General features: G+C 41.2%; 17 protein-coding genes. 8 read left to right on the plus strand and 9 right to left on the minus strand.

Annotation, left to right across the window (positions count from 1 at the left end):
• Positions 1–92: 92 nt before the first annotated feature.
• A complete protein-coding gene (locus tag BA1DRAFT_RS12750; RefSeq protein WP_036779716.1) occupies positions 93–1172 on the plus strand; it encodes an AI-2E family transporter in 1080 nt (359 codons plus the stop codon).
• Between the two features lie 125 nt (positions 1173–1297).
• On the opposite strand, the gene bcp is transcribed toward BA1DRAFT_RS12750, so the two are convergent.
• Positions 1298–1768 (minus strand): thioredoxin-dependent thiol peroxidase, encoded by a 471-nt coding sequence (gene bcp / locus BA1DRAFT_RS12755; RefSeq protein WP_036779718.1) that lies wholly within the window; start codon positions 1766–1768, stop codon positions 1298–1300.
• Positions 1769–1794: 26 nt separating this feature from the next.
• Positions 1795–2340, minus strand: coding sequence for a glycine cleavage system transcriptional repressor (locus tag BA1DRAFT_RS12760; protein WP_036779720.1), 546 nt, complete (start codon positions 2338–2340; stop codon positions 1795–1797).
• A gap of 284 nt (positions 2341–2624) precedes the next feature.
• Here BA1DRAFT_RS12760 and dapA point away from each other — a divergent pair, with 284 nt between their 5' ends.
• The 7 genes from dapA (at position 2625) to BA1DRAFT_RS12795 (ending at position 11373) form a co-directional block, all read left to right on the plus strand.
• Positions 2625–3524: a 4-hydroxy-tetrahydrodipicolinate synthase gene (dapA, locus tag BA1DRAFT_RS12765; protein WP_036779722.1), complete on the plus strand. Its 900-nt coding sequence runs from the start codon at positions 2625–2627 to the stop codon at positions 3522–3524.
• Between the two features lie 16 nt (positions 3525–3540).
• The gene (gene bamC / locus BA1DRAFT_RS12770) at positions 3541–4590 is read left to right on the plus strand and encodes an outer membrane protein assembly factor BamC (protein ID WP_036779725.1); all 1050 of its coding nucleotides are present in this window, start codon (positions 3541–3543) and stop codon (positions 4588–4590) included.
• A 677-nt stretch (positions 4591–5267) separates the two neighbouring features.
• Positions 5268–5981, plus strand: a complete 714-nt coding sequence (gene purC, locus BA1DRAFT_RS12775) for a phosphoribosylaminoimidazolesuccinocarboxamide synthase (RefSeq protein WP_036779728.1) — start codon at positions 5268–5270, stop codon at positions 5979–5981.
• 587 nt (positions 5982–6568) lie between these two features.
• Positions 6569–8284, plus strand: coding sequence for an ABC transporter ATP-binding protein (locus BA1DRAFT_RS12780; RefSeq protein WP_235201084.1), 1716 nt, complete (start codon positions 6569–6571; stop codon positions 8282–8284).
• Positions 8281–9927: an ATP-binding cassette domain-containing protein gene (locus BA1DRAFT_RS12785; protein ID WP_036779733.1), complete on the plus strand. Its 1647-nt coding sequence runs from the start codon at positions 8281–8283 to the stop codon at positions 9925–9927. Before BA1DRAFT_RS12780 ends, BA1DRAFT_RS12785 begins: the two co-directional genes overlap by 4 nt.
• A 91-nt stretch (positions 9928–10018) precedes the next feature.
• Positions 10019–10192: a hypothetical protein gene (locus tag BA1DRAFT_RS12790; protein WP_200868783.1), complete on the plus strand. Its 174-nt coding sequence runs from the start codon at positions 10019–10021 to the stop codon at positions 10190–10192.
• 8 nt (positions 10193–10200) lie between these two features.
• Entirely contained in the window at positions 10201–11373 is a 1173-nt protein-coding gene (locus BA1DRAFT_RS12795) for an alpha/beta hydrolase (protein WP_036779735.1), read from the plus strand.
• An 11-nt stretch (positions 11374–11384) separates the two neighbouring features.
• On the opposite strand, the gene BA1DRAFT_RS12800 is transcribed toward BA1DRAFT_RS12795, so the two are convergent.
• The 7 genes from BA1DRAFT_RS12800 to BA1DRAFT_RS12830 are packed head-to-tail and all read right to left on the minus strand — an operon-like array spanning position 11385 to position 20617.
• Positions 11385–11615, minus strand: a complete 231-nt coding sequence (locus BA1DRAFT_RS12800) for a phosphopantetheine-binding protein (RefSeq protein WP_036779738.1) — start codon at positions 11613–11615, stop codon at positions 11385–11387.
• Positions 11616–11649: 34 nt separating this feature from the next.
• Positions 11650–12873: an ABC transporter permease gene (locus BA1DRAFT_RS12805; RefSeq protein WP_036779786.1), complete on the minus strand. Its 1224-nt coding sequence runs from the start codon at positions 12871–12873 to the stop codon at positions 11650–11652.
• Between the two features lie 2 nt (positions 12874–12875).
• Positions 12876–13541: an ABC transporter ATP-binding protein gene (locus BA1DRAFT_RS12810; protein ID WP_036779740.1), complete on the minus strand. Its 666-nt coding sequence runs from the start codon at positions 13539–13541 to the stop codon at positions 12876–12878.
• Positions 13525–14682: an efflux RND transporter periplasmic adaptor subunit gene (locus BA1DRAFT_RS12815; RefSeq protein WP_036779788.1), complete on the minus strand. Its 1158-nt coding sequence runs from the start codon at positions 14680–14682 to the stop codon at positions 13525–13527. The genes BA1DRAFT_RS12810 and BA1DRAFT_RS12815 overlap by 17 nt, the downstream gene beginning before the upstream one ends.
• A gap of 24 nt (positions 14683–14706) precedes the next feature.
• Positions 14707–19098, minus strand: a complete 4392-nt coding sequence (locus BA1DRAFT_RS12820) for a condensation domain-containing protein (RefSeq protein WP_036779742.1) — start codon at positions 19096–19098, stop codon at positions 14707–14709.
• 17 nt (positions 19099–19115) lie between these two features.
• Entirely contained in the window at positions 19116–19610 is a 495-nt protein-coding gene (locus BA1DRAFT_RS12825; RefSeq protein WP_036779744.1) for a hypothetical protein, read from the minus strand.
• A complete protein-coding gene (locus tag BA1DRAFT_RS12830; RefSeq protein WP_036779746.1) occupies positions 19607–20617 on the minus strand; it encodes a hypothetical protein in 1011 nt (336 codons plus the stop codon). Before BA1DRAFT_RS12830 ends, BA1DRAFT_RS12825 begins: the two co-directional genes overlap by 4 nt.
• Positions 20618–21070: the final 453 nt, after the last annotated feature.

Genomic DNA, 21070 nt, shown 5'->3' on the forward strand with positions numbered 1-21070 from the left:
AACTATGTGACCGGGGTGAGCGAGTGCAGCCAACAAAGAGGCAACTTGAAAGATAACGGGTATATGAATATTGCTATCAAGGAGCCTGGTTAATGCTGGATATGATTATACAGTGGTATCGCCGTCGGTTTACTGATCCGCAAGTTATTGCGTTATTTGTCATCCTTTTAGCAGGGTTTTGCATTATTTATTTCTTACATGGCATTTTGGCGCCTTTGCTGGTAGCGATTGTTCTTGCCTACTTGCTGGAATGGCCAACGGCTAAACTTGAAAGATTGGGATGTTCGCGCACAGTGGCTGTTTGTATTGTGCTGATTATTTTTTCCGGTATTAGTTTGTTGGTTATCTTTATTGTAGCGCCAACCGCATGGCAGCAGGGGATTAATCTGTTGTCAGATATACCCAATATGCTTAATCGGTTTAATGAATATGCCCAAACATTACCGGCCCGTTATCCGGTTTTGGTTGATGCTGGCATCATTGATGTGATGGCTGAAAATCTGCGTAGTAAGATTTCAACTGCCGGGGAATCTGTGGTGAAGTTTTCGGTGGCTTCATTGATTGGTTTATTAACGCTGGCTATCTATCTGATTCTGGTGCCGTTGATGGCCTTTTTCTTGTTAAAAGATAAAACCCAGATGCTGCAAGCATTGCAACGGGTCCTGCCGCGTAACCGCATTTTGGCCGGGCAGGTATGGCGCGAGGTGAATCAACAAATTACTAACTATATTCGGGGTAAAGTCACCGAGATGGCGATCGTCGGTATTTGTACCTACGCGGTGTTTGCATTTCTTGGATTGGATTATTCATTGTTGCTTTCTGTTTTGGTCGGGCTATCAGTGTTAATTCCCTATGTGGGGGCGCTTATTGTCACGATTCCTGTTGTATTGGTCGCGCTATTTCAATGGGGAGTCGGGACAGATTTCTGGACCTTGATTATTGCTTATTTGGTCGTTCAGGGGCTGGATGGTAATTTGCTGGTGCCGATTTTATTCTCCGAAGCGGTGAACTTGCACCCTTTGGTAATCATTCTTTCTGTGATTACTTTTGGTGGTTTGTGGGGATTTTGGGGCGTATTTTTTGCTATTCCGCTGGCGACGCTGATTAAGGCGGTGATCCATGCATGGCCGGAAGAGATAGTTATAACAGAAGACGATGAAATAAAAGAGTAAATCTATTTTTAATGATACTGGTACCCGTATTAGAAGAAGCACGGGATGGGGATATCCCTCCCGTACTTGCCTTTGGCATCTTGAGCTGTTAAATGAGCGTGATTAAATTTTGAAGCATTTTCTATTTAAGGATGCTGTTTCAGATAATCCACCACGACTTGGTGGTGATCACTGGTCTTAAATTTATCAAAAACGTGCTCAATATTGCCGTTGGTATCGATCAGGAAACTGATACGGTGCATACCGTCATAGGTTTTTCCCATAAATTGTTTCTCGCCCCAGACACCAAACTGTTCAGCAACTTGATGATCCTCATCGGACAACAATGTGAAGTTCAGCATTTCTTTCTCCACAAAGCGTGACAATTTACTTGGGGTGTCTGTGCTGATGCCTAGCACTTCAACACCCGATGCCTTTAATGTATCCATTTCATCGCGCAGACCACAAGCTTGTACAGTACAACCAGGAGTCATTGCTTTAGGGTAAAAATAGACTAAAACACGCTGACCTTCGAAATCAGATAAATTGATTGTTTCTCCATCTTGGTCAGGAAGGCTGAACTGAGGGGCCTTATCACCGGCTTTCAGTGGGTTCATCCCGTATTCTCCGTTTAATCTTTCAACTAAAGTGGTTCAAGAATACTAATACTGCCTTGTGCATTTAGATCTGTACATAGCTTATTAAACGCCTGCTTAATAATTATGCCGTCATCCTCTAATAGACTATGGGCAGTAATCTGGATCTGCAACCGAGCAGGGATATTGCTTTCCGGTGGATGTGTTTTTGATACCAGTTCAGCAATATTAAAATCTTGTGTGGTAAATAGATTGGTAAACTGCTCGACAATGCCGGGTGAATCATCAACATCGACCTTAACGGAAACCGTGGAAGGAAATGTTGTATGGGCATCGCACTTTGTGCGTTTCATGACGATAAGAAGATCGAGCTCGGCTCCTTTCTGTGGCAGTGAAGATTCAATCATTGTGATAGCGTTCCAGCTACCGGAAAGCAGCATAATGAAGGTGAATTCCTCACCAAACATGGCTAAGCGGCTATCTTCAATGTTACAACCACACTCACTCACAAGACGAGTAATGGTGTTGACGATACCAGGACGGTCAGCGCCTAAAGCGGTTATAACGAGAAAATGTTGTTGTGATTGTGGCAAAGTCACTTTTCCTTCTCTGCTATGGTTTCGTTAAGGTAAACATAAAAAGGCTATACTGCCAAGGCCAATTGCACCAAAGTTGTTCTATTGTGTTCCCATATTGTGTTCCCATATTGTGTTCCCATTCACTGACATTGAATTTCAACAAATTACTTTGATTATCACTTCTTTTTAATGGGGGTTATCTGGTATTAACAAAATTCATTGAAATTCCGTGTTAAATAGTTTCCTTCTGGATGACTAAAAAGTACCATTGAGTTCTTGTTTGTATAGGGGGTAATGTAATGTCTAGCGGGAGATTTGAATTTACAGGTAGCATTGTTGCGCTGGTAACACCAATGGATGCAAATGGTCAGGTTGATAAGGTCAGTTTGAAAAAGTTAATCGATTACCATGTTGCTAGTGGGACATCAGCGATAGTCTCGGTCGGGACAACCGGAGAATCAGCCACATTGAGTCATGATGAGCACGGTGGTGTTGTTTTGACAACCGTAGAATTGGCGGATGGGCGTATTCCGGTTATTGCCGGAACAGGTGCAAATGCGACTGCTGAGGCAATATCCCTAACGAAACGTTTTGAAAACAGTGGTGTTGTTGGTTGCCTAACGGTAACGCCTTATTATAATAAGCCGTCGCAAGAAGGTTTATATCAGCATTTTAAAACGATTGCTGAAAATACGGATTTACCACAAATTCTGTATAATGTGCCTTCTCGTACCGGGTGTGATCTGCTGCCGTCAACTGTAGCGCGTTTGGCGAAAATTAAAAATATTGTCGCAATTAAAGAAGCTACAGGGAACTTAAATCGTGTCAGTCAAATCCAAGAATTGGTTAATGATGATAGTTTCATCTTATTGAGTGGTGATGATGCAAGTGGGTTGGATTTTATCCAACTTGGTGGTAAGGGGGTTATTTCTGTTACTGCAAACATTGCAGCGCCTGATGTTGCTAAGTTTTGTGAATTGGCATTAAACGGCCAGTTTGCAGAGGCGCGTAAGGTGAATAATCGCCTGATGGATTTACATCGTCAGCTATTTGTTGAACCTAATCCGATTCCAGTTAAATGGGGATGTTACAAATTGGGTTTGATTGCTGATGACACCGTGCGTTTGCCGATGACGCCATTGACAGATGCAGGAAAAGTCTCAGTTGAAAAAGCCTTGAAAACGGCCGGATTACTGTAAAATTTAGGGAATTTTAATGGCAATATTGTTGCAAAAATCGAAGGTGATAAAGGTTGCTGGTATGTCACTTGTCGTGTTACTGGCCGCCTGTTCTAATGACCAGAGCTATAAACGCCAAGTCAATGATGATGACACATATCTTGAAACACCTCCCCTGAAGGCGTTGAAAGTTCCTGCGGGTATGGCATTGCCATTGCAGAATGGTGAATATGATATTCCAGCAATAGCCTCTAAAGGGCAGGTTGGGAAAGCGCTTGATATTCGCCCGCCATCTCAAGCATTGGCCCTGTTGAGTGGTTCCCGTACTGAAAACAGTGCCAAGAGCAGTAAGTTGCTACTTGAAGACACGCCTGAGAATAGCCATTTGTGGTCACAGATTAACAATGTTTTGTTGAAAAAAGGTTATCAAGTTAGCCAACGCGATGATGCTAGCCAGACATTGACAACTGATTGGATCGATTGGCCGCGTGCAGATGAAAATGTTTCCTATCAGACTCGCCATCGTATTAGTGTTGCACGCCAGAGCTATCAAATTGAGTTATCCGTGACTAATGAAGGGCTGAGACAAGGTGATCAACAGGTCACTGATCCTATTGAAATCCAGCGTTATAACTCACTGATGCTCAATGAATTAATTGAAGGTGTAAACCAGCAGCGCGAACGCGTTAGCGATGATGCTGTGGCGCGTAGTCAAGGTCCATTGGATGTACAGAGTGGCGGTGATACTTCTGGATTACCTCAGATAATTGTTCGTGCGCCATATAATATTGTTTGGGATAGATTACCGGCAGCACTGGAAAAAATAGGCATGAAAGTGGGTAGCCGCAGCCGTTCAACAGGGGCTATCACTGTGACTTATAAAAGCCTCAGTTCATCTAGCTGGAAATCAATGGGTGTTAGTGAACCATCCATTAGTGAAAGTGATTACAAATTACAGGTTGGTGATTTGAATAACCGGAGCAGTTTACAGTTTATTAGTGATAAAGGTAAACCGTTGACCCAATCACAAAATGATGAATTAGTTGCAGCGTTGAAAGCCGCTTTTAGCCAGACAACGGGATTATAGGTTTAATAAAGGGGTGAAAAGCCCTCGGATTATTGACAAAGCGCTGGCTGTCTAGCTAGCGCTTTGATTTTATTGTAAATTTATATAAAAACGAGTTTGAAGTGCGATTAAGAAGAGCCTGGTGCAATTCTCACTGATGGTAATGGCAGGATAGGACGCCTCCACTATGCGCTGACAGAACTGAGAGCGGGTCAATTCATCCTCCTTGCTGTCAAGACAGAAAATGCTTTGCATGGAATCCATTGAAAAAATGCCTGCGTATGTATGCAGGCCAGCTTATTGACTTGGCGTTGTGTTAAGAATATTCCCTTCATGTAATTTCTTCCTGAAAGATTAGGAAATTCAAATTAATGTCGCTTACCACCGCTGATTACCATACTGCTAAGGTACTCGCGATATTTTGGCTTTGTAACTGCTTAGAAATGTAGAATCGATTAATTTTTTTATTAGCTTTACTTACCGGATGGCCTTTTGGGGTAAGTTTTTCGAAGGTCATCAGCTTGCTTTGGAACTGATTAGGGAAGGGGGAAAGTTTTTTAGCATGATGTTTGGCTGTTTTTTAGACTAACCAGATAACTATAGAAAAAATCAGCCCTTTGGACAGGATTTTATCGACAATCTGTTTTATTATTTATCTATGGTATTTATACAGTAGTAATATCTCTGGAGTATATAAGATGCAAAAAAAAGCTGAGTTGTATCGTGGAAAGGCAAAAACGGTGTACACCACGGATGATCCTGATTTGTTAGTGCTGGAGTTCCGTAATGATACATCAGCATTGGATGGCGAACGTATTGAACAGTTTGATCGTAAAGGGATGGTGAACAATAAATTTAACCATTTCATTATGAGCAAATTGGCAGAAGCAGGGATTCCGACACAAATGGAACGGCTGTTATCGGACACTGAGGTATTAGTTAAAAAGCTGGATATGGTGCCGGTTGAATGTGTTATTCGCAATCGGGCTGCGGGCTCATTAGTTAGACGCCTTGGTGTTGAAGAAGGTTTGGTATTGAATCCACCTCTGTTCGATCTGTTTCTGAAAAATGATGCTAAGCACGATCCAATGGTGAATGAGTCTTATTGTGAAACTTTTGGTTGGGTTAGCAAAGAACATCTGGCTGAAATGAAGGAATTGAGCTACAAGGCCAATGAAGTATTGAGCAAATTGTTTGATGATGCGGGTTTGATTTTGGTTGACTTCAAACTGGAATTTGGTTTGTTCAAAGGCCAGGTAGTTCTGGGGGATGAATTCTCTCCTGATGGTAGCCGTTTGTGGGACAAAGAGACTTTGAACAAAATGGATAAAGATCGCTTCCGCCAAAGCCTTGGTGGCCTGATTGAAGCGTATGAGGAAGTAGCGCGCCGTATCGGCGTTATTTTAGACTAATTGCGCAAACGATTACTTGGGCCGAAAGGCCCTTTTTATTGGCCTCTTATGGCCAAATCTCATCCGACTACTAAGTAGTTAATATGAATTAATCCAATTATAGAATAGACTAGCCCTTTGCAAGAGATAATTTGCTTAAACTTAGAACAATTTAAGGCATGTTAATATTGAATAGGAATTCATTTATATAATCGCTATATATTTTAAAATTACTATAATTCATTGTAATTATTGGTATTATTTATCCCATCTACGATTCTTCGTTTGGAATAAGTTACTTATTATTCATATTGGCGATATATTTTTCAATTAGTGCATTAAATAACCTAACAAAGGTATTGATATTGTCGGATAAAGTATCAATTTTATTTTTCGGCTATTTTCTTGTGATAGCGTTTATAAACATTTCAATCAGATCGTGATAAATGCGGGTATTTTGCGATAATTACATTTTGCTAAATGTGAACCAGATCTTGCTGTTGTGATCGATCTGTTATTAATAACCTTGATGTTGGCTGCATACACTGATGTTGCAAATAACATCGCTAATTTTGATGAGGTGCCATAACCTAAAGATGAAAAGCGTGATGTCAAAGAATTTAACTGTATGGCGGATATTGCTACAGAGTGCCATACCATTTAAGGGGACTGTTTTATGTGCGTTTTTGGCCTTAGCTGTTACATTATCGTGCGATCTAAGCGGTCCTTATATTATCAGGAATTACGTTGATAAGGCGACATCAGGGACGACTGTTGATCAACTTATCATGTTGGCAATCATTTATGTTTTTATTGCGTCGATTGGTGTTATCGGTAGTCTGGTAACCAGTTACATGAGCACCAAGGCCGGTTGGGGGATTGCTGATACTATTAGATATAAGCTATTTCGCCATGTGATGACAGTTTTACCTGTATTGGAAATAGAACGGCGATCGCAGGGGGAGTTGCTGGAAAATATCGAAGGTAATGCTGATATTATAGGAAAAACGATTTCTAAAGCAGGCTTCAAAGCCATTGCTAATTTAGCGCTGACATTAGGGACATTGATCATTATATTCAGCGTCATGCCTCAGGCAGGTATTGCCATAGCAATCGTCGTCATACTGGTGGCGTATGTGTTGATTCAGTTAACCAGACTTTCTGTTCGTCGTTGGCTAATTGCGAGAAATGAAAAAGCCAAAATCTTTGGTTTTGTTGGTGATTCATTACATGCAATGGATGATTTACAGCCATTGTCGCAGGCGCATTGGCCTGCCATTGCATTTCGTAAGATGCTGTCAATGTTGCTCAAATTTGAACGCAGTGCTTATATTGGCGGCAGGGTTTTTTGGCCAATTACCCAGATCTTCTTTGCACTCTGTTTCGGTATAGGTTTTGGTTTTGGGCTACAGTTACTTGGTGTGGGCAGCTTAAGCATCGGTACATTAACGATGGTTTATCTCTACGTTGATAAACTTCGGGAACCGGTGGAGGATATGTCATCAGAAATAGAGCTGATACAGAAATTATTTGCTGCTTTGTCACTTTCGGCAAAAATGTTAAATGAAGGTACCCCAGATAAATTATCGAATAATTTATTGCCTGATGGTCCTCTCTCTATCCATTTCGATAATGTTGATTTCAGTTATAACGGAGAAGAAACGCAAGTTTTGCATGGCGTTAATTTTTACGTCGCTCCGGGGAGCAAAATTGGCATTATTGGTAGAACGGGAGCGGGAAAAAGTACCATTCTTAATTTGATGTGTGGATTTGCGCGACCCGATTCAGGAAGAGTGACCATTGGCAATGTCGATGTCTCAACCATTCAGCCGGAAGAGTTTGCGAAAAAGATTGCTGTTCTTAGTCAACGTTCTCATCTGTTCTCCGCAACGTTGCGGGAAAATTTAACGCTTTTCAGTAATGAAATATCTGACGATCAAATTTGGGAGGTTCTTCAAGAATTAGATGCGCTTGAATGGGTTAGGGCACTGCCAGATGGCCTTGATACACAGGTTGGTACTAATGGTCTGATGCTATCAGCAGGAGAAATTCAAATGATAGCGGGCGCCAGAGTGATGTTACAGCATTGCTCGTTAGTGATTATTGATGAAGGAACTTCTCAGCTTGATCCCCGAACGGAAAAGAGTTGGCTGAAATTGCTTGAAAAGTTAAGCCGCAATTGCACCGTAGTGATGGTTGCACATCGCCTTCACACGCTTTCGGTCGTTGATGAAATTATCATTATCGATGATGGACGGATTCAACAACGAATCCCTGAAACAGAAGTCGCAATGTTAACGAGTAATCATGGGCTTATGGTATGACTATATCCAATGTATCAACTAAACTTAAAATGTTACCGGCTTTGACTGAGCTGATAAAAAAGTTTGCTCCTCTCTATTTCATTACCATGTTTGTGTGGACACTAATGCATGGTTTTCCTCTGTTGATTGGTTACCAAATCAGCAAATTACTCGATAGAGCGATGAATGAGCCAACTAACCCTATCGTCTGGTGGTTGCTGGCCTCTGCGATTGCGACTATGGTCTTGCGATCACTATTTCTATTCTTGGGATTAACCTTTGATTTTACGTTGATTTTTAAGGTCAGTGCTTACCTGAAAGAGCGAGTTTTGTGGGGAGTGAGCCATTGCTCCCATAATCAGAGACAGGCTTTTTCTCAAGGCGATATTCTGAACCGTATTCGTGATGATAGCGATGAAATTGCGGAATTTCTGAGTTGGACCTCTGATTTTATTTACCGTGCATTACTTTTAATTATCGCATTAGTTGTGCTTATCAACACTGACATAATAACCACACTTGCTCTTATGCCTATGATTGTGGGCCTTTGGGTCGGGGCGGTACTTAAACGCAAGGTAGGGAATTTACAGAAGAGTAAGCGTCAATCGCAAGGGGACATTGCCGGCAAGATTACTGATGTCTTAACGGGGATACGCGACTTGCGTCTTGGCAACAAAATGGAAGGGCAGATTGAGCGGTTATCGCAGAAATTTGTCAATCGACGGGCTATTCAAGCCAAACATCAGGTATTTACTGACCTTCTTTCTGGGCTGTTCAAAAATATTGTCATACTTGGGACGTCGGCTGTTTTATTGATAGTGAGTAAACGAATCGTCGATGGCAGTTTTACGGTAGGTAATCTGGCATTATTTTTGACTTATATCGGCTGGATCAGTGAACAAATACTTTTCTTTGGTCGGTCAGTTGCCTATTACAAAAATGCTGATGTGTGTTATGGCCGAATCAGGCAGTTTCTGGCAAATAGTAAAAAAGAAACCAAAGAATATGGGCAAGATGAAATCCTACATAAGCTAAGTGTTAATCATCTAGCTTACTCAAAAACTCAGCCTCCTGTTTCGTTTGAGGCAACGGCTAATCAGGTTATTGGCATTGTCGGTGATATTGGTTCGGGTAAAACCACCTTTTTGCGTTACCTGATTGGTCTGGAAAAATCCAGTTCCGGCAGTGTACTGTGGAATAACCGAGAGGTTCTGGGCAATGAAAACTGGTGGCGGAATCCACGTATCGGATATGCCAGACAGAAAGCGGGTTTTTTTGGTGGAACTGTAAGGCAAAACCTCGCGTTGGGTGATAAAGATATCGATGATGATGTCATGGTACGGGCGCTGGAGGCGGTAGGTTTGACGCCTGGTTCATATGAATTGCCGGAAGGGCTTGATACCGTTATTAATTCTGGCAGTGCTGGTCAATTATCTGGCGGCCAGCGTCAACGTTTGGCATTGGCCCGGATGTTATGTCGTCCCGCTGATGTTTATATTGTTGATAACTGCGATTCGTCATTAGATACGGATACGGCTCGTCGTTTATGGACTGTTTTACCTGAGCACTGGCCAGGTTTGTGGATTGTTGTCTCGCATAATGCCGATCTTCTCGCTAAAGCGGATCATATTGTCACCGTTCAACAACGGAGAGAGTTGGCATAATCCATTGGATATCCACTCCTGGCTAAGTCGGTAGGAGTGGATGTCAATAATGAAATGGTATATATTTTTTTATATCAAACGAGGAGGGGCTATGGGTAAACAAGCTGTTTTTACTATGAAACTTGAATCAGATCTGCGTGATCACTTTATGGCTGCTACGGCGGCAGAACACCTCCCAGCTTCTCAAGTTGTCCGTGAACTGATGCATGAATGTGTCCAGCGTCATAAAGGTACATACATCGCGGTTGTGGCCGTAAGAAGTTGAGTAATTGCATGCTTATTAAGAACTTAATTACCACATTGGAAGGTGAAATACAGATATTAATAACCACATTGCTTAATGAGCAATGGGAAGCAGCCAGGGAATTAATGAATGAATCATTGCGTATGGCGGCTGATGATTTAGCTTTAACTGTATTGGCAGACAATTTGTGTAACTCAGATATCGATATTATTTATCACCAGCAAGGTGCTTGTCATCTGCGGCTAAATACCCTCAATGGAAAGTTTAATCTTTATATTGGGATTAAAGATCGGCAAATTGATTCTCTCACGCTATCTCGATGCCCAATACCTGATGCGTATGCAAAACAGGGTATTTTTATCGAAAAAACGTTAAAGACGTTTGGTCTTGGAGATGTCCCGGATGGTTTGATATGTTTGCCATCACCACATAATGTCAAAGCAGTTGTACTATTGCTAGCGGGTTCTGGTCCGCATTCGATGGATTATGATGTTGGGCCTAATCCACTGTTTCGTATGTTGGCGCATGAATTAAGTCAATATGGGATTGCGAGTGTGCGTTTTGAAAAACGTTATTACCGCATCCGGCAGGGAAATATGAACTCTGAGGTTATCGATCTTAATACGGAAATTGTTGACGATGCTTGTAATATTCTGACCGGTTTGATGGGACATATTGAATTTTACGATGTGCCAGTATTTCTGGTTGGGCACAGTTTCGGCGGATATGTCAGCCCATTAATTGCAAAAAACTTACGGCAAAAATCGGGTTTAAATGTTGCGGGTATTGCGATGTTGGCGGCGCCTTTCCGTAATTTACTCCGGGTGATTTTATCCCAATTATCCAGTGGGAAAGAGAAAGATACAGTATCTCTTGAGAGCTTTTTGTCAGTGCCGGAGAGTTATCTCAAACAGATTGAGAATTATCATGCATTTGACTGCTTAAACAGCTTGCCTGCAATGCCGTTATTCTTTGCCCAGGGAGATCAGGATTTCCAGATTTTGCATAATGTTGATTTCACGATGTGGAAAAACGCACTGCAAAATAATAGGCAGGCAGAGTTCAAACTCTACACTGGATTGAATCATATTTTATTGCCCACAATGGGGTGCGATGGTGGCGAGGATTATCTGCAACCAGGTCAGATCCCGGTGCAGGTAATTGCAGATTTGGCTGCATGGATCATCCACCATTCGTCATGAAATAGACAGCGCTATTTATCTTTTGCGAGCAGTTTGATCCAATCGTTGATTGTCGGCCAGCGAGCTAAATCTGCAAAGTTGACTGGGTACCCTGCATAATTTAGCCGATCAACCAGCATCAGCATTTTTACCGAATCGAAACCGATATCGAAAAGATTTTCATCCTCCGGTATTGTCTCTACTTCTGGGTAAAGCGCTCTGATTTCTCGATGTAAAATTTCATAGATAAGCTGATTTTTCATTGTATCTCCAAAAAGTTTTATGAAACGGAACAAGCTACAATTCTCTGATACCTTCGATTGGCGCTGATGCGGCTGCGCGATGTGATGGATATACACCAAATACTACGGTGATAAAGCAGGCTGCGAAGGAAGCGAGTAAAAAGGAATATAAAGAGAAGCCAACCGCGATATCAAATAGTAATAAAATTCTGAAACCGATAAATGAGAATAACAATCCTAATAGTGTTCCCAATAGTGAAATCAAAAATGCTTCGGTAAGAAATTGGTAAAAAATATCGGAATAACTTGCTCCTACAGCAAGCCGTATACCAATCTCTCTTCTACGTTCTCTGACACTAATGAGAATGGTATTCATGACACTGACACCCGCGACAAAGAGGGTTACTGATGATATTGACAGCAGGAAAAGATTAATTTTTGATTGAGTTTCATGCAACGTTTTTAACAATTCCGTGGTATTACGTATCTCATAGCTTTGTTGATGTTTAAACCGTGATAATCGTTGTTCAACAGCGTATTTAACCGGCTCAATATGAGTGGCGTCTTTGGCTTTCAACACCATGCCGCTAGGAGGTGTGTGGCCGAACAGCCGTACCAGATAGCTGTTGCTTGGCAAAAATGCGGCATCATCGACACCGGCATCCATGCCTTCGCCTTTCTGTGTCAGGATACCGATAACTTGCATTGAGATGTCATTGATCTTGATGTTCTGCGCAAATGCGGTTTCTTTTTGTGGAAAAAGTCGTTCGGCCAGAGATGCTCCCAAAACAACGACATTTGCCAGAGCTGCATCGTCTTGTGGTGTATAAAAACGTCCACGATCAATCACCAGATTACGGATAATCGCGATATCTGCATTGGCGCCAATCAATTGAACATCAGCAGATCCTTGTGGAGAAACTATCGTTCCTGACGCGGTGTAAAACAGGGTGCTGTGACTAATATGGGGGTTATCTGCAAGTGACGTTATATCCTCTTGCGTCAGATAATTATTATGGGAATCGAAAGCGCCGTTTTTTTGTCCCTTGTATTTTACTGAAATGATATTGCTTCCCATTGAAGAAACCATCTTAACAATATGATGCTTGGTTTCTGTGCCAATTGCTTGCATGATCACAATCGAAGCTACCCCGATGGCAATGCATAATAGGGTCAAGAAGACTCGTGTTTTATGAGCGGTAAGAGAGCGTGCCGCCATTTTGAGATTGAACAGGATAACGGTTAAATACGCATTGAATTTTAAGGTTATTTTACTCATGCTCATTGAGTCACCAAACAACCATTATCCAGATACAACTTGCGTTTGGCGTATTCGGCGACAGCTTGATCATGTGTTACCAGAATGATACCGCGCCCGTTATGATGTAGTTCAGTAAAAAGCTGCATGAGATTGGTCGCATTAGTGCTATCTAACGCGCCGGTAGGTTCATCGGCAATAATAAACTTTGGATTGTTAATTAAAGCGCGAGCTACAGCAACCCGTTGCTGTTCTCCTCCTGACAGATGGCGCGGATATTTATCTAATAAATTATTAAGCTGGAGGCGATCAATTAAGTAATGGAAATGTTCTCTGTCATAATCGAAGTTTCTTTTTAAGTAATACATGGGCATCAAGATATTTTCATCAATACGGTAGTTTTCCAGCAGACTATAATTCTGAAAGACAAAGCCAAAATATTTCCGCCGTAAAAGCGCCAATGAGTGAATCTTTTGCTGAGTCACCGTGAGATCGTTAATAAGATATTCTCCCGCACTGGCGATATCCAAAAGCCCTATTATATTCAATAAAGTACTTTTCCCTGAGCCAGAACGACCAAGAATAGCAACATAATCATTCTGGTCTATGGTTAAGCAAATATCTTTCAGGACAAGATGCCGTTTACTCTCATTGCCGTAGGTTTTGCAGATATTATTTAGCGTCATCATTGTTACTACCCCCGAGATTATCTTGTTTAGCAAGTACAACGATTTGCTCATTATTCTGCAATCCACTGACAACGACTGAACGTCTTCCGTCGTTATGGCCGATCAGCAATTTTCTTACTACGATGTTTCCATCTTTCATCTCACGTAAAAAATAGGTAGTTAGATCATCGTTCAAAGGTTGATGCCGTTTATTATTCAGTATTTCGTTGGGTATGGTCACTACTCCGGTGCTTTCGTGGGTTACAATAGTGACATCCGCACTCATACTGGGTTTGAGCAGGAGATTATCATTAGGGACATCAAATAGCACTGTATAATAGACGGCATTATTAATGAGATCGGGTTTATACATAATCTTCTTAACATTGCCGTGCCATATATGTTGATTTGCACCATAGATCTTAAAGGCGGCTTTTTGCCCTGTCACAATTTGGTTAATATCTGCTTCGGAAACTTTTGCATAAACCGTCATATTTTTGAGGTCGGCAATTTGCATGAGAACCGGTGTCTGTTGATTGACATTCAGCGTTTGCCCCGGATCGACATGGATTGCAGTCACTACACCGGCAATGGGTGAATAGATTTGGGTATAACTGAGGCTGACTTCTTCGCTGTGTAAGATATGTTGATTCTGCCTGATATCTGCCTTGAGGCTTTCAATTCTTGCCTGGCTTTTTTTGACGCCAAAAGCCGCTTCATCCAGTAGTTGCTGACTGGTTGCGGAGCGCAGGTTAAGCTCTCTTTGGCGTTTTTCCGTGATGACCAGAAGTTGATAGGCGTATTGTTCCTCCTGCAACATGGCCCGCAATTTTTCTAGCCGTGCACGGCTGGCCTCAACTTTAGTGCGATAAAAAGTATCATCAATGCTGGCGACCAGTTTACCTGCTTCAACGATATCCCCGACCTCAACATATAACTTGGTTAGCTGGCCTGAGATTTGGCTGCCAACATTGACCTGTCTGGTTGGTTGTATAATGCCGGCGGCACTTACCGTCGTAATAACGTCACCTAATGTTCCGGTGACAATTTGTTCTGCCGTAACCGCAGACGTCTCTTTTTGGCGAGAGTTGTTATAAAGCACGGCAAGAAAAACGATCATGACGATAGTGATAACAACCCATTTCTTTTTCTTAACCAGCACAATCAGCATCCATTTTAATACTTGTTATCGTTCCGTATCGCCAGGCATCAGGTCATGCTGAGTGCCCATGCAATCCAATAAATCAATCAAAAATAGCCCCATATCACTGATGATATCTTCTGAGAAAATATCATCATCGTATAGCCATTCCAGACCTATCCCGGTTGGTAAATTGATCAGTTCGAGCGCAATATCTCCTTTAGGTTTGAGTCCCTTGATTTTTTCCTTGGTACAACGGGTTTCACCAAGATATAAACTGGTTTCAAATCCTATTTGAGAAGAAAAATAGTAGGTAATTTCCGGCAATTGCATACTGTGGTGGTGATGAAAGTGTTGTTTTAAATACGCCAGTGAGATATTGGAATGAGTATTCGCGTCTGCCAGAAAATCGCGGACATACCGGGATACGTTAATCAACGAAGTTTCCGTGGTAACGTAGGGCAGCAGTAGTGTTGTTGCGAAGCTACCAACACTGTCAAACGATATGGGAGGAACGCGGTTGGCACAAGGAATACCGACGATAATCTCATCTTTATTGAGTAATGAATTAATGGTCATCAGAAATGCGCCAATCACAATATGTTCCAGAGTCACCGCATATTTTTTCTGCGTGCTGGATAGTACGGTAATTAATTGAGGAGACAATGGCATTGAATAACGTCGTCCCCGGCTCCTCTGATGAGCTCCTGATGTATCATTACGTTGTCCGGCAGCCGAAAGTACATTGAACAATTTTTCTGTCCAAAAATTTAATGTTTCGTCTGACATGCGCTGATTGATGACATTAATACCTGTTTTCGTAGCGGCTTCAATCTTTGGTACATTATCGGCGTAAGCGGAAGATAATTTTTGCAGCACATGAGCAATCGACATCCCGTCACAAAATGCATGATGGAAATTTAATAAAAGGTAGTGCTCGTGCTCTGCTATTTTTAATAACTTAAAATATACCGGCGGATTATCTTGCAACGCCATCGGCTTAAATGCCATATCATTTAAGATTTTGCGTAATGAAATCTCAATATTAATGCCGGTAGCATGAGTTAAATCGATATATTCGAAAGGCAGATTCTCTTCGGCAGCAGGTGAGAAGGTTAAAGAGAGTTGCCCATCTGTTATGGTGACTCGTTGGCAGAGGGCAGGAAAATATTGCATGATATACAGCAAAGCGTAACGTAATTTCTTTAAATCAATCTCGCCGGTCAGATGATAATATAGCGGGATATTATGAGCGCCGGATCGATTAGAGATGGTATCGATAATCCAATAATATTGGTCGTGTTGCTCTGTCAGGCAAGTGCTATTTTTATCGGTTAAAACCGGTATTTGCCCTTGTTGAATGATAGATTGTAATAGATAACCTACTCTTGGGGCGTGATAGAAATCTTCCAGGTGGAGAGAACAATTAAAGCGTTGCTGGATCTTATTAATTAACAATAATGCTTTGAGAGAAGTACCGCCTGCGTCAAAGAAATTAGTCTCTTCATCAATAACGCTATCACTATCGCCAAAAACTTCCCGCCATAAAGTAAAAAATATTTCTCGTTTTTCCCCTTTAATCTGCGAAATATTATCTTTTTTATTCAACTCCGACACTAGAGCAACATCGTTGGATGCTGCTAATTCGACAATAAAAGGTACCTGCAATTTTGGATAACATCCACGCAAGAATGAGACGATTTCGTGGCGTGTAATTGAGTAGGAACCATCAGGTATAAATATATTAATATATTGGTACCCAGTCTCATTTTCTTTGATAGTTAAATGAATGTCATCAATATTAATTGCCGTTGTAAGTAATCTTTGCATTTCATCCAGATCAACACGTTTCCCGTCAATTTTACGCTCTTTATCCAGGCGGCCAATGAAATTTAAATTCCCTTGGTCATCGTAAAATCCACGGTCTCCGGTTAAATAATAGATTTCTCCATCGTTCAACGGTAAGAACTTACGTGAAGTTGACTGATTATCGTTAATATATCCAGTACAGATAGAATCGCCACGAATGCATATTTCTCCACTATTGCCACTAATGATCTTATCAGTTCCATATTCCCGAATAACGATAGTGCTATTTGTTAGCGCTTTACCAATGATATTGCCGGGTTGAAATTTATCATCTATGTTGTGACAGCTAGCTACAACGCAACATTCTGTTGGGCCGTAAGAATTAGTTAGGGAAATACCACATCCTACTTTTTCCAACCAATGATGAATGGCTTTATCCATTGCCAGATCGCCACCGATAATTGTCATTCTAATCGAAGGGGCGAGTTCTTTAATCGCTGCATGTAGGAAAAAGACAATTTGATGCCAATAATTGGTAGGAAAGTTAACTATAGTGACTGATTGTGCGTGGCAAAATGAAAATAGCGCATCAAGCTCAACGATCATGTGATCGTCGGCAATCGCCAATGTAGCGCCTTGATAAAAACAGCCGAACACCTCTTCAATATAAGCATCAAAAACCGGTGTGCTGAAATTGAGAATAACGTCATCTTGTTTAATACCATACTGCGTTGTCATCGCAGCTAAATAAGCATAAAGCCCCTTAAATGTTATTGGTACTGCTTTCGGTGCGCCAGTGGTGCCTGAGGTAAAAAAGATATAGGCTTCGTCCTCTTGAGTCGCGGGACGTTTTATATCGTTCCCCAGGAATATCTCGGAAGGACGAGTCTCTATATCTTCAATAAAGAGAAGATGCGTATTATTAATACTGTTTACTTTTTCATGATAACGTCGGGCAGTAATTAATAAAGAAATATTCAGGCCATCTAATATGCTGTTAATTTCCTCTTGACTGAATGTCATATTGATTGGGACAAAACATAATCCCGCAGTATGGATTGATAATATAGATAATAATGACTCTACCCCTCTGGGTAATAATACAGCTACCCTTCGGTTTTGTAGCGGGCAGGATAGTAGTAGTTGACTGAAAGTTAATAATTTGTGGTAAAGTTCGTGATAATTAAGGCAATGCACACTGCTTATTTCTGCTTGATTCCCATAAATGACTGATTTTTTATCCGGCGATATTTCAACGACTTGTGCTATTCTGGCAAGAATACTCTCTTTGATCGGATGATGAGTGAAAATATTTTCTGGGTTCCACAGGACGGAGGTAATATTATCTATTGGTTTAATTTCTTTATATTTTTTCCAATATGCCTCGACCGTTTCATTAATATTTTCTGCAATAATGCTATAAATACGTAAATAATCGTCGATCAGAACATCAGCGGCAAAATGACTGTACAATCGGCTCCCCACATCCAATTCAACTAATACTGATTTCTCATTAGGAGAAAACCGGATGTTAATACCATAATTATTGACTGCGCCGGAAGTCATACAACCGCGAATAGCGCGATTATCTTTCATGAGATCATGTTCAAGCTCATGCAGCAGATTAACATAAGGAGCGGCAGTGAATTGATCTGCTCGATTGATTGCCTCATCGTTTAAATCGTTTATATCAATACGGCTATGCTTGCTATGCAGACTCATTTGCGACTGCATTGCTACAAGGATCTGTTTTATTGTTGCCTGAGGAGTTAAAGAAACCATCAGAGGTAACGTGTTCATTGCCGGGCGATAATAACAGTATTCTCCTTTGTCGCGTCGGTTAGAGAAAGGTAAATTAATGATACTTGTTGATAAGCGACCTCGTTTGCTCATTTGCAGACATAAAGCCAGTATCATCATGAATTTATCATTAAAGGTAAAACTACCGTTGTTTGCAGTGAGCGGCCGGCTTACCTTAATTGCTTTTGAAGGAAATAGGCGTTTACGGGCGTAATCCTCTAATTTGGGCAGTTGGTTGAGATAATTATTCCAATACTCTTTGTTGTTGGCATAATGCGCGTTTGCTTTATATTTAACATCGTTAAGGTAAGCCTGATAGGTAAAAACAGGCGCTGATGTTGGGTGGAATGTTTGCCGTTCATAGCAAGACAAAACATCGTGAATCAACTGACCTATGCCCCAATAATCTGTGGCGATATGGTGAGCGATGATTCCCCAAAAACAGCACCCAACATCATTAAAGTAAAGATAATGTCTTATCGTCACCCCTTTTTCAGGCGCTAGCGGTTGAGTTGTTCTCTTTGCAAAATCAGCTTTTGCCGCTGGTTCTACTGCTGGATCTGACAGTTTTATTGGTATAACTTCGACCGGCGTAGCGCTCTTTTCCTGAAAAATATTGTGTTCGGCAATACGGTAACGTAAGGAAAAACCATCATTGAATTGGTGAATGGTAATAATGGCCTGCTTCAATTTTGCCAGGCTAATATTATCACTGAAGCTGACGAATTCACCGACATTAAAGACAGATTTATCGTCAGCAACAGTATTAGCGATAGCTAAGCGGAGCTGTGTATAATTCAACGGCCAATGATTGTCACGGTATTCCATTATCTTGTGGCTCCACGCTATATTTTATCTTGCAACTCGCCTTTTATTTTTTCAAAAATAGATTCATCTATGCATAATCCAATATTACCTTCTGAGTTAAAGCAAATCAGAGGGCGTTTGCTTACACGTAGAATGAAATATTTATTTTTTCCCTTGTGATAGTATCCAGACGAATAATGGATGATATGTATACCATTACTGCGACTGAAATCTTCCAGGGAAACGCCTTCTTCCCGGCGTAATGAGGAAATAACCCATTCGTGTGAATATACCCCGGACTTCATCAATAATTTTTCTTCCTTGACCACGGCTTTATTTGATAACAGTTGATAGCCTACAAATAAGGCAATGATGACAAAGAGAGTCGTCGCGATACTTGCCGCCAGCTTATTGGGATTATTGTTACTGAGCCAGTATGGTACAGGCAGAAAAACTAAAGCGATCAGGACGAGCATAGCGACATTCATTAATATGACTTTGAAGTCTGGATTTAATCCCACGATATTATTCATGCTGCTGCCATTCCTAAAGATAATTCGGTAAAGAGATGAATCACTTCTTTGCGTTCTTCACGTGTTGCGGGCAGATTGATATAACCACACTTTTGCGCTGCAAACAGGCAAGCGGTGATCTCCCTTCTGACAGCTTCTTTGACCAGTGTATCGACCATTTCTTGGTTGTTATAGAGTCTGGCAAGATGAAGAGAAGCCGTGCCGGTTGAAAGGTCGCTATGATCAATTTTGGGTAAATAATTTGCCATACATACAGTAACCGCTGTTTGTACCGCCAGGCTTAAGTAGGCTACTACGTTAACTGCCGCCGCCGCATTCACTGCTGCGACAACTCGGGTGCCGACAGCCACGTTGACCGCAGCGACGACATTGGCCCCTACCGCAAGGCGAGCAATCTCAATACTGGTGTCATCTGCATGGTTTAAGGGTTCCAGAATTTCCTTCAGCCGGATAAGAGGAGGACTGTTTGTATCTTGGAGCTGATAGGATTCGATGTTTTCTTTAAAATGTGCGAACAGGCTGGCATCTTGATTGAGATGGTGATTGATTCGGCTTCTCAGACTTGAGCCTCTTTCGTTTAAACCATAGGTTTTTAGGTGGGAAAAGAGCGCTTCATAGTCGTTGGTTTTTACCGCATTCATTAAATCTTTATCATAAGTGATGAATAGCAGTAATTCCTCCGCGGAGCCGGGGCTAACGATATCTTTGTCTATGCCAAATTCAGCCAACACTTTTTCCGGTGACTCCCGGTATTCTAATGCCAAATTGGGCTGCTGCTGTAGGGTTTCCCAGAATCGGTTATAGGTGATGATCTCTTCCCAAACTTCAACCGGAAGTTTAGCGTTTGACATTGACAACCTTAGCTTATTTTCTTCAACCTCTCCCGGAGAGAGTAATGAACGTGGCACGCCAAAGAGGCGGTTACTATCAGTGCGAGCGTTAACGGTGGGTATAACACTGCCAATAGCTGCGCCGGCAGCCACGCCAATAAATGTACGTCTTTTCATAATTCGTTCCTTTATAAGTTAACGGAATTCTTTTTTTATTGAGCGTTATATAAGATAAGATGTAACCTTTCCTTATTAAGTTTCTTCATTACTGAGATAATTTCATTAAATAATTATTTAACTGATATTTCTTACCTGCGATATTCATTGTGAGTATATATTATGATTACCATAACAGGATTTGGGTATCGTTCCTGATACTCAATGGAAAAACATTCAATAGGAAAACATAGAATAATTTACCCTCCGTTAGATTAAAGGTCAGACGATACTAACTATTGGCTGGATGGTGACATTTTGCAATAGCTTAGTGGATTAAATTTATATTTTGAGCGTTTAGACTAAATATATTTTGCGACAAAAGGTACTTATTTAGAGTCTGATCACAAAATAGTAAATAAAAATATTCCTAAAGAAGAATAAAGCCTTCCCTTGATTACCACCTCATTCAAT

Source organism: Photorhabdus aegyptia, assembly GCF_000612035.1.
Lineage (GTDB): Bacteria > Pseudomonadota > Gammaproteobacteria > Enterobacterales > Enterobacteriaceae > Photorhabdus > Photorhabdus akhurstii.

Coding starts and splice junctions, on each gene's coding strand:
- BA1DRAFT_RS12750 (WP_036779716.1), top strand. CDS start 93: ATGCTGGATATGATTATACAGTGGTATCGCCGTCGGTTTACTGATCCG.
- bcp (WP_036779718.1), bottom strand. CDS start 1,768: ATGAACCCACTGAAAGCCGGTGATAAGGCCCCTCAGTTCAGCCTTCCT.
- dapA (WP_036779722.1), top strand. CDS start 2,625: ATGTCTAGCGGGAGATTTGAATTTACAGGTAGCATTGTTGCGCTGGTA.
- bamC (WP_036779725.1), top strand. CDS start 3,541: ATGGCAATATTGTTGCAAAAATCGAAGGTGATAAAGGTTGCTGGTATG.
- purC (WP_036779728.1), top strand. CDS start 5,268: ATGCAAAAAAAAGCTGAGTTGTATCGTGGAAAGGCAAAAACGGTGTAC.
- BA1DRAFT_RS12780 (WP_235201084.1), top strand. CDS start 6,569: ATGTCAAAGAATTTAACTGTATGGCGGATATTGCTACAGAGTGCCATA.
- BA1DRAFT_RS12785 (WP_036779733.1), top strand. CDS start 8,281: ATGACTATATCCAATGTATCAACTAAACTTAAAATGTTACCGGCTTTG.
- BA1DRAFT_RS12790 (WP_200868783.1), top strand. CDS start 10,019: ATGGGTAAACAAGCTGTTTTTACTATGAAACTTGAATCAGATCTGCGT.
- BA1DRAFT_RS12795 (WP_036779735.1), top strand. CDS start 10,201: ATGCTTATTAAGAACTTAATTACCACATTGGAAGGTGAAATACAGATA.
- BA1DRAFT_RS12800 (WP_036779738.1), bottom strand. CDS start 11,615: ATGAAAAATCAGCTTATCTATGAAATTTTACATCGAGAAATCAGAGCG.
- BA1DRAFT_RS12805 (WP_036779786.1), bottom strand. CDS start 12,873: ATGAGTAAAATAACCTTAAAATTCAATGCGTATTTAACCGTTATCCTG.
- BA1DRAFT_RS12810 (WP_036779740.1), bottom strand. CDS start 13,541: ATGATGACGCTAAATAATATCTGCAAAACCTACGGCAATGAGAGTAAA.
- BA1DRAFT_RS12820 (WP_036779742.1), bottom strand. CDS start 19,098: ATGGAATACCGTGACAATCATTGGCCGTTGAATTATACACAGCTCCGC.
- BA1DRAFT_RS12825 (WP_036779744.1), bottom strand. CDS start 19,610: ATGAATAATATCGTGGGATTAAATCCAGACTTCAAAGTCATATTAATG.
- BA1DRAFT_RS12830 (WP_036779746.1), bottom strand. CDS start 20,617: ATGAAAAGACGTACATTTATTGGCGTGGCTGCCGGCGCAGCTATTGGC.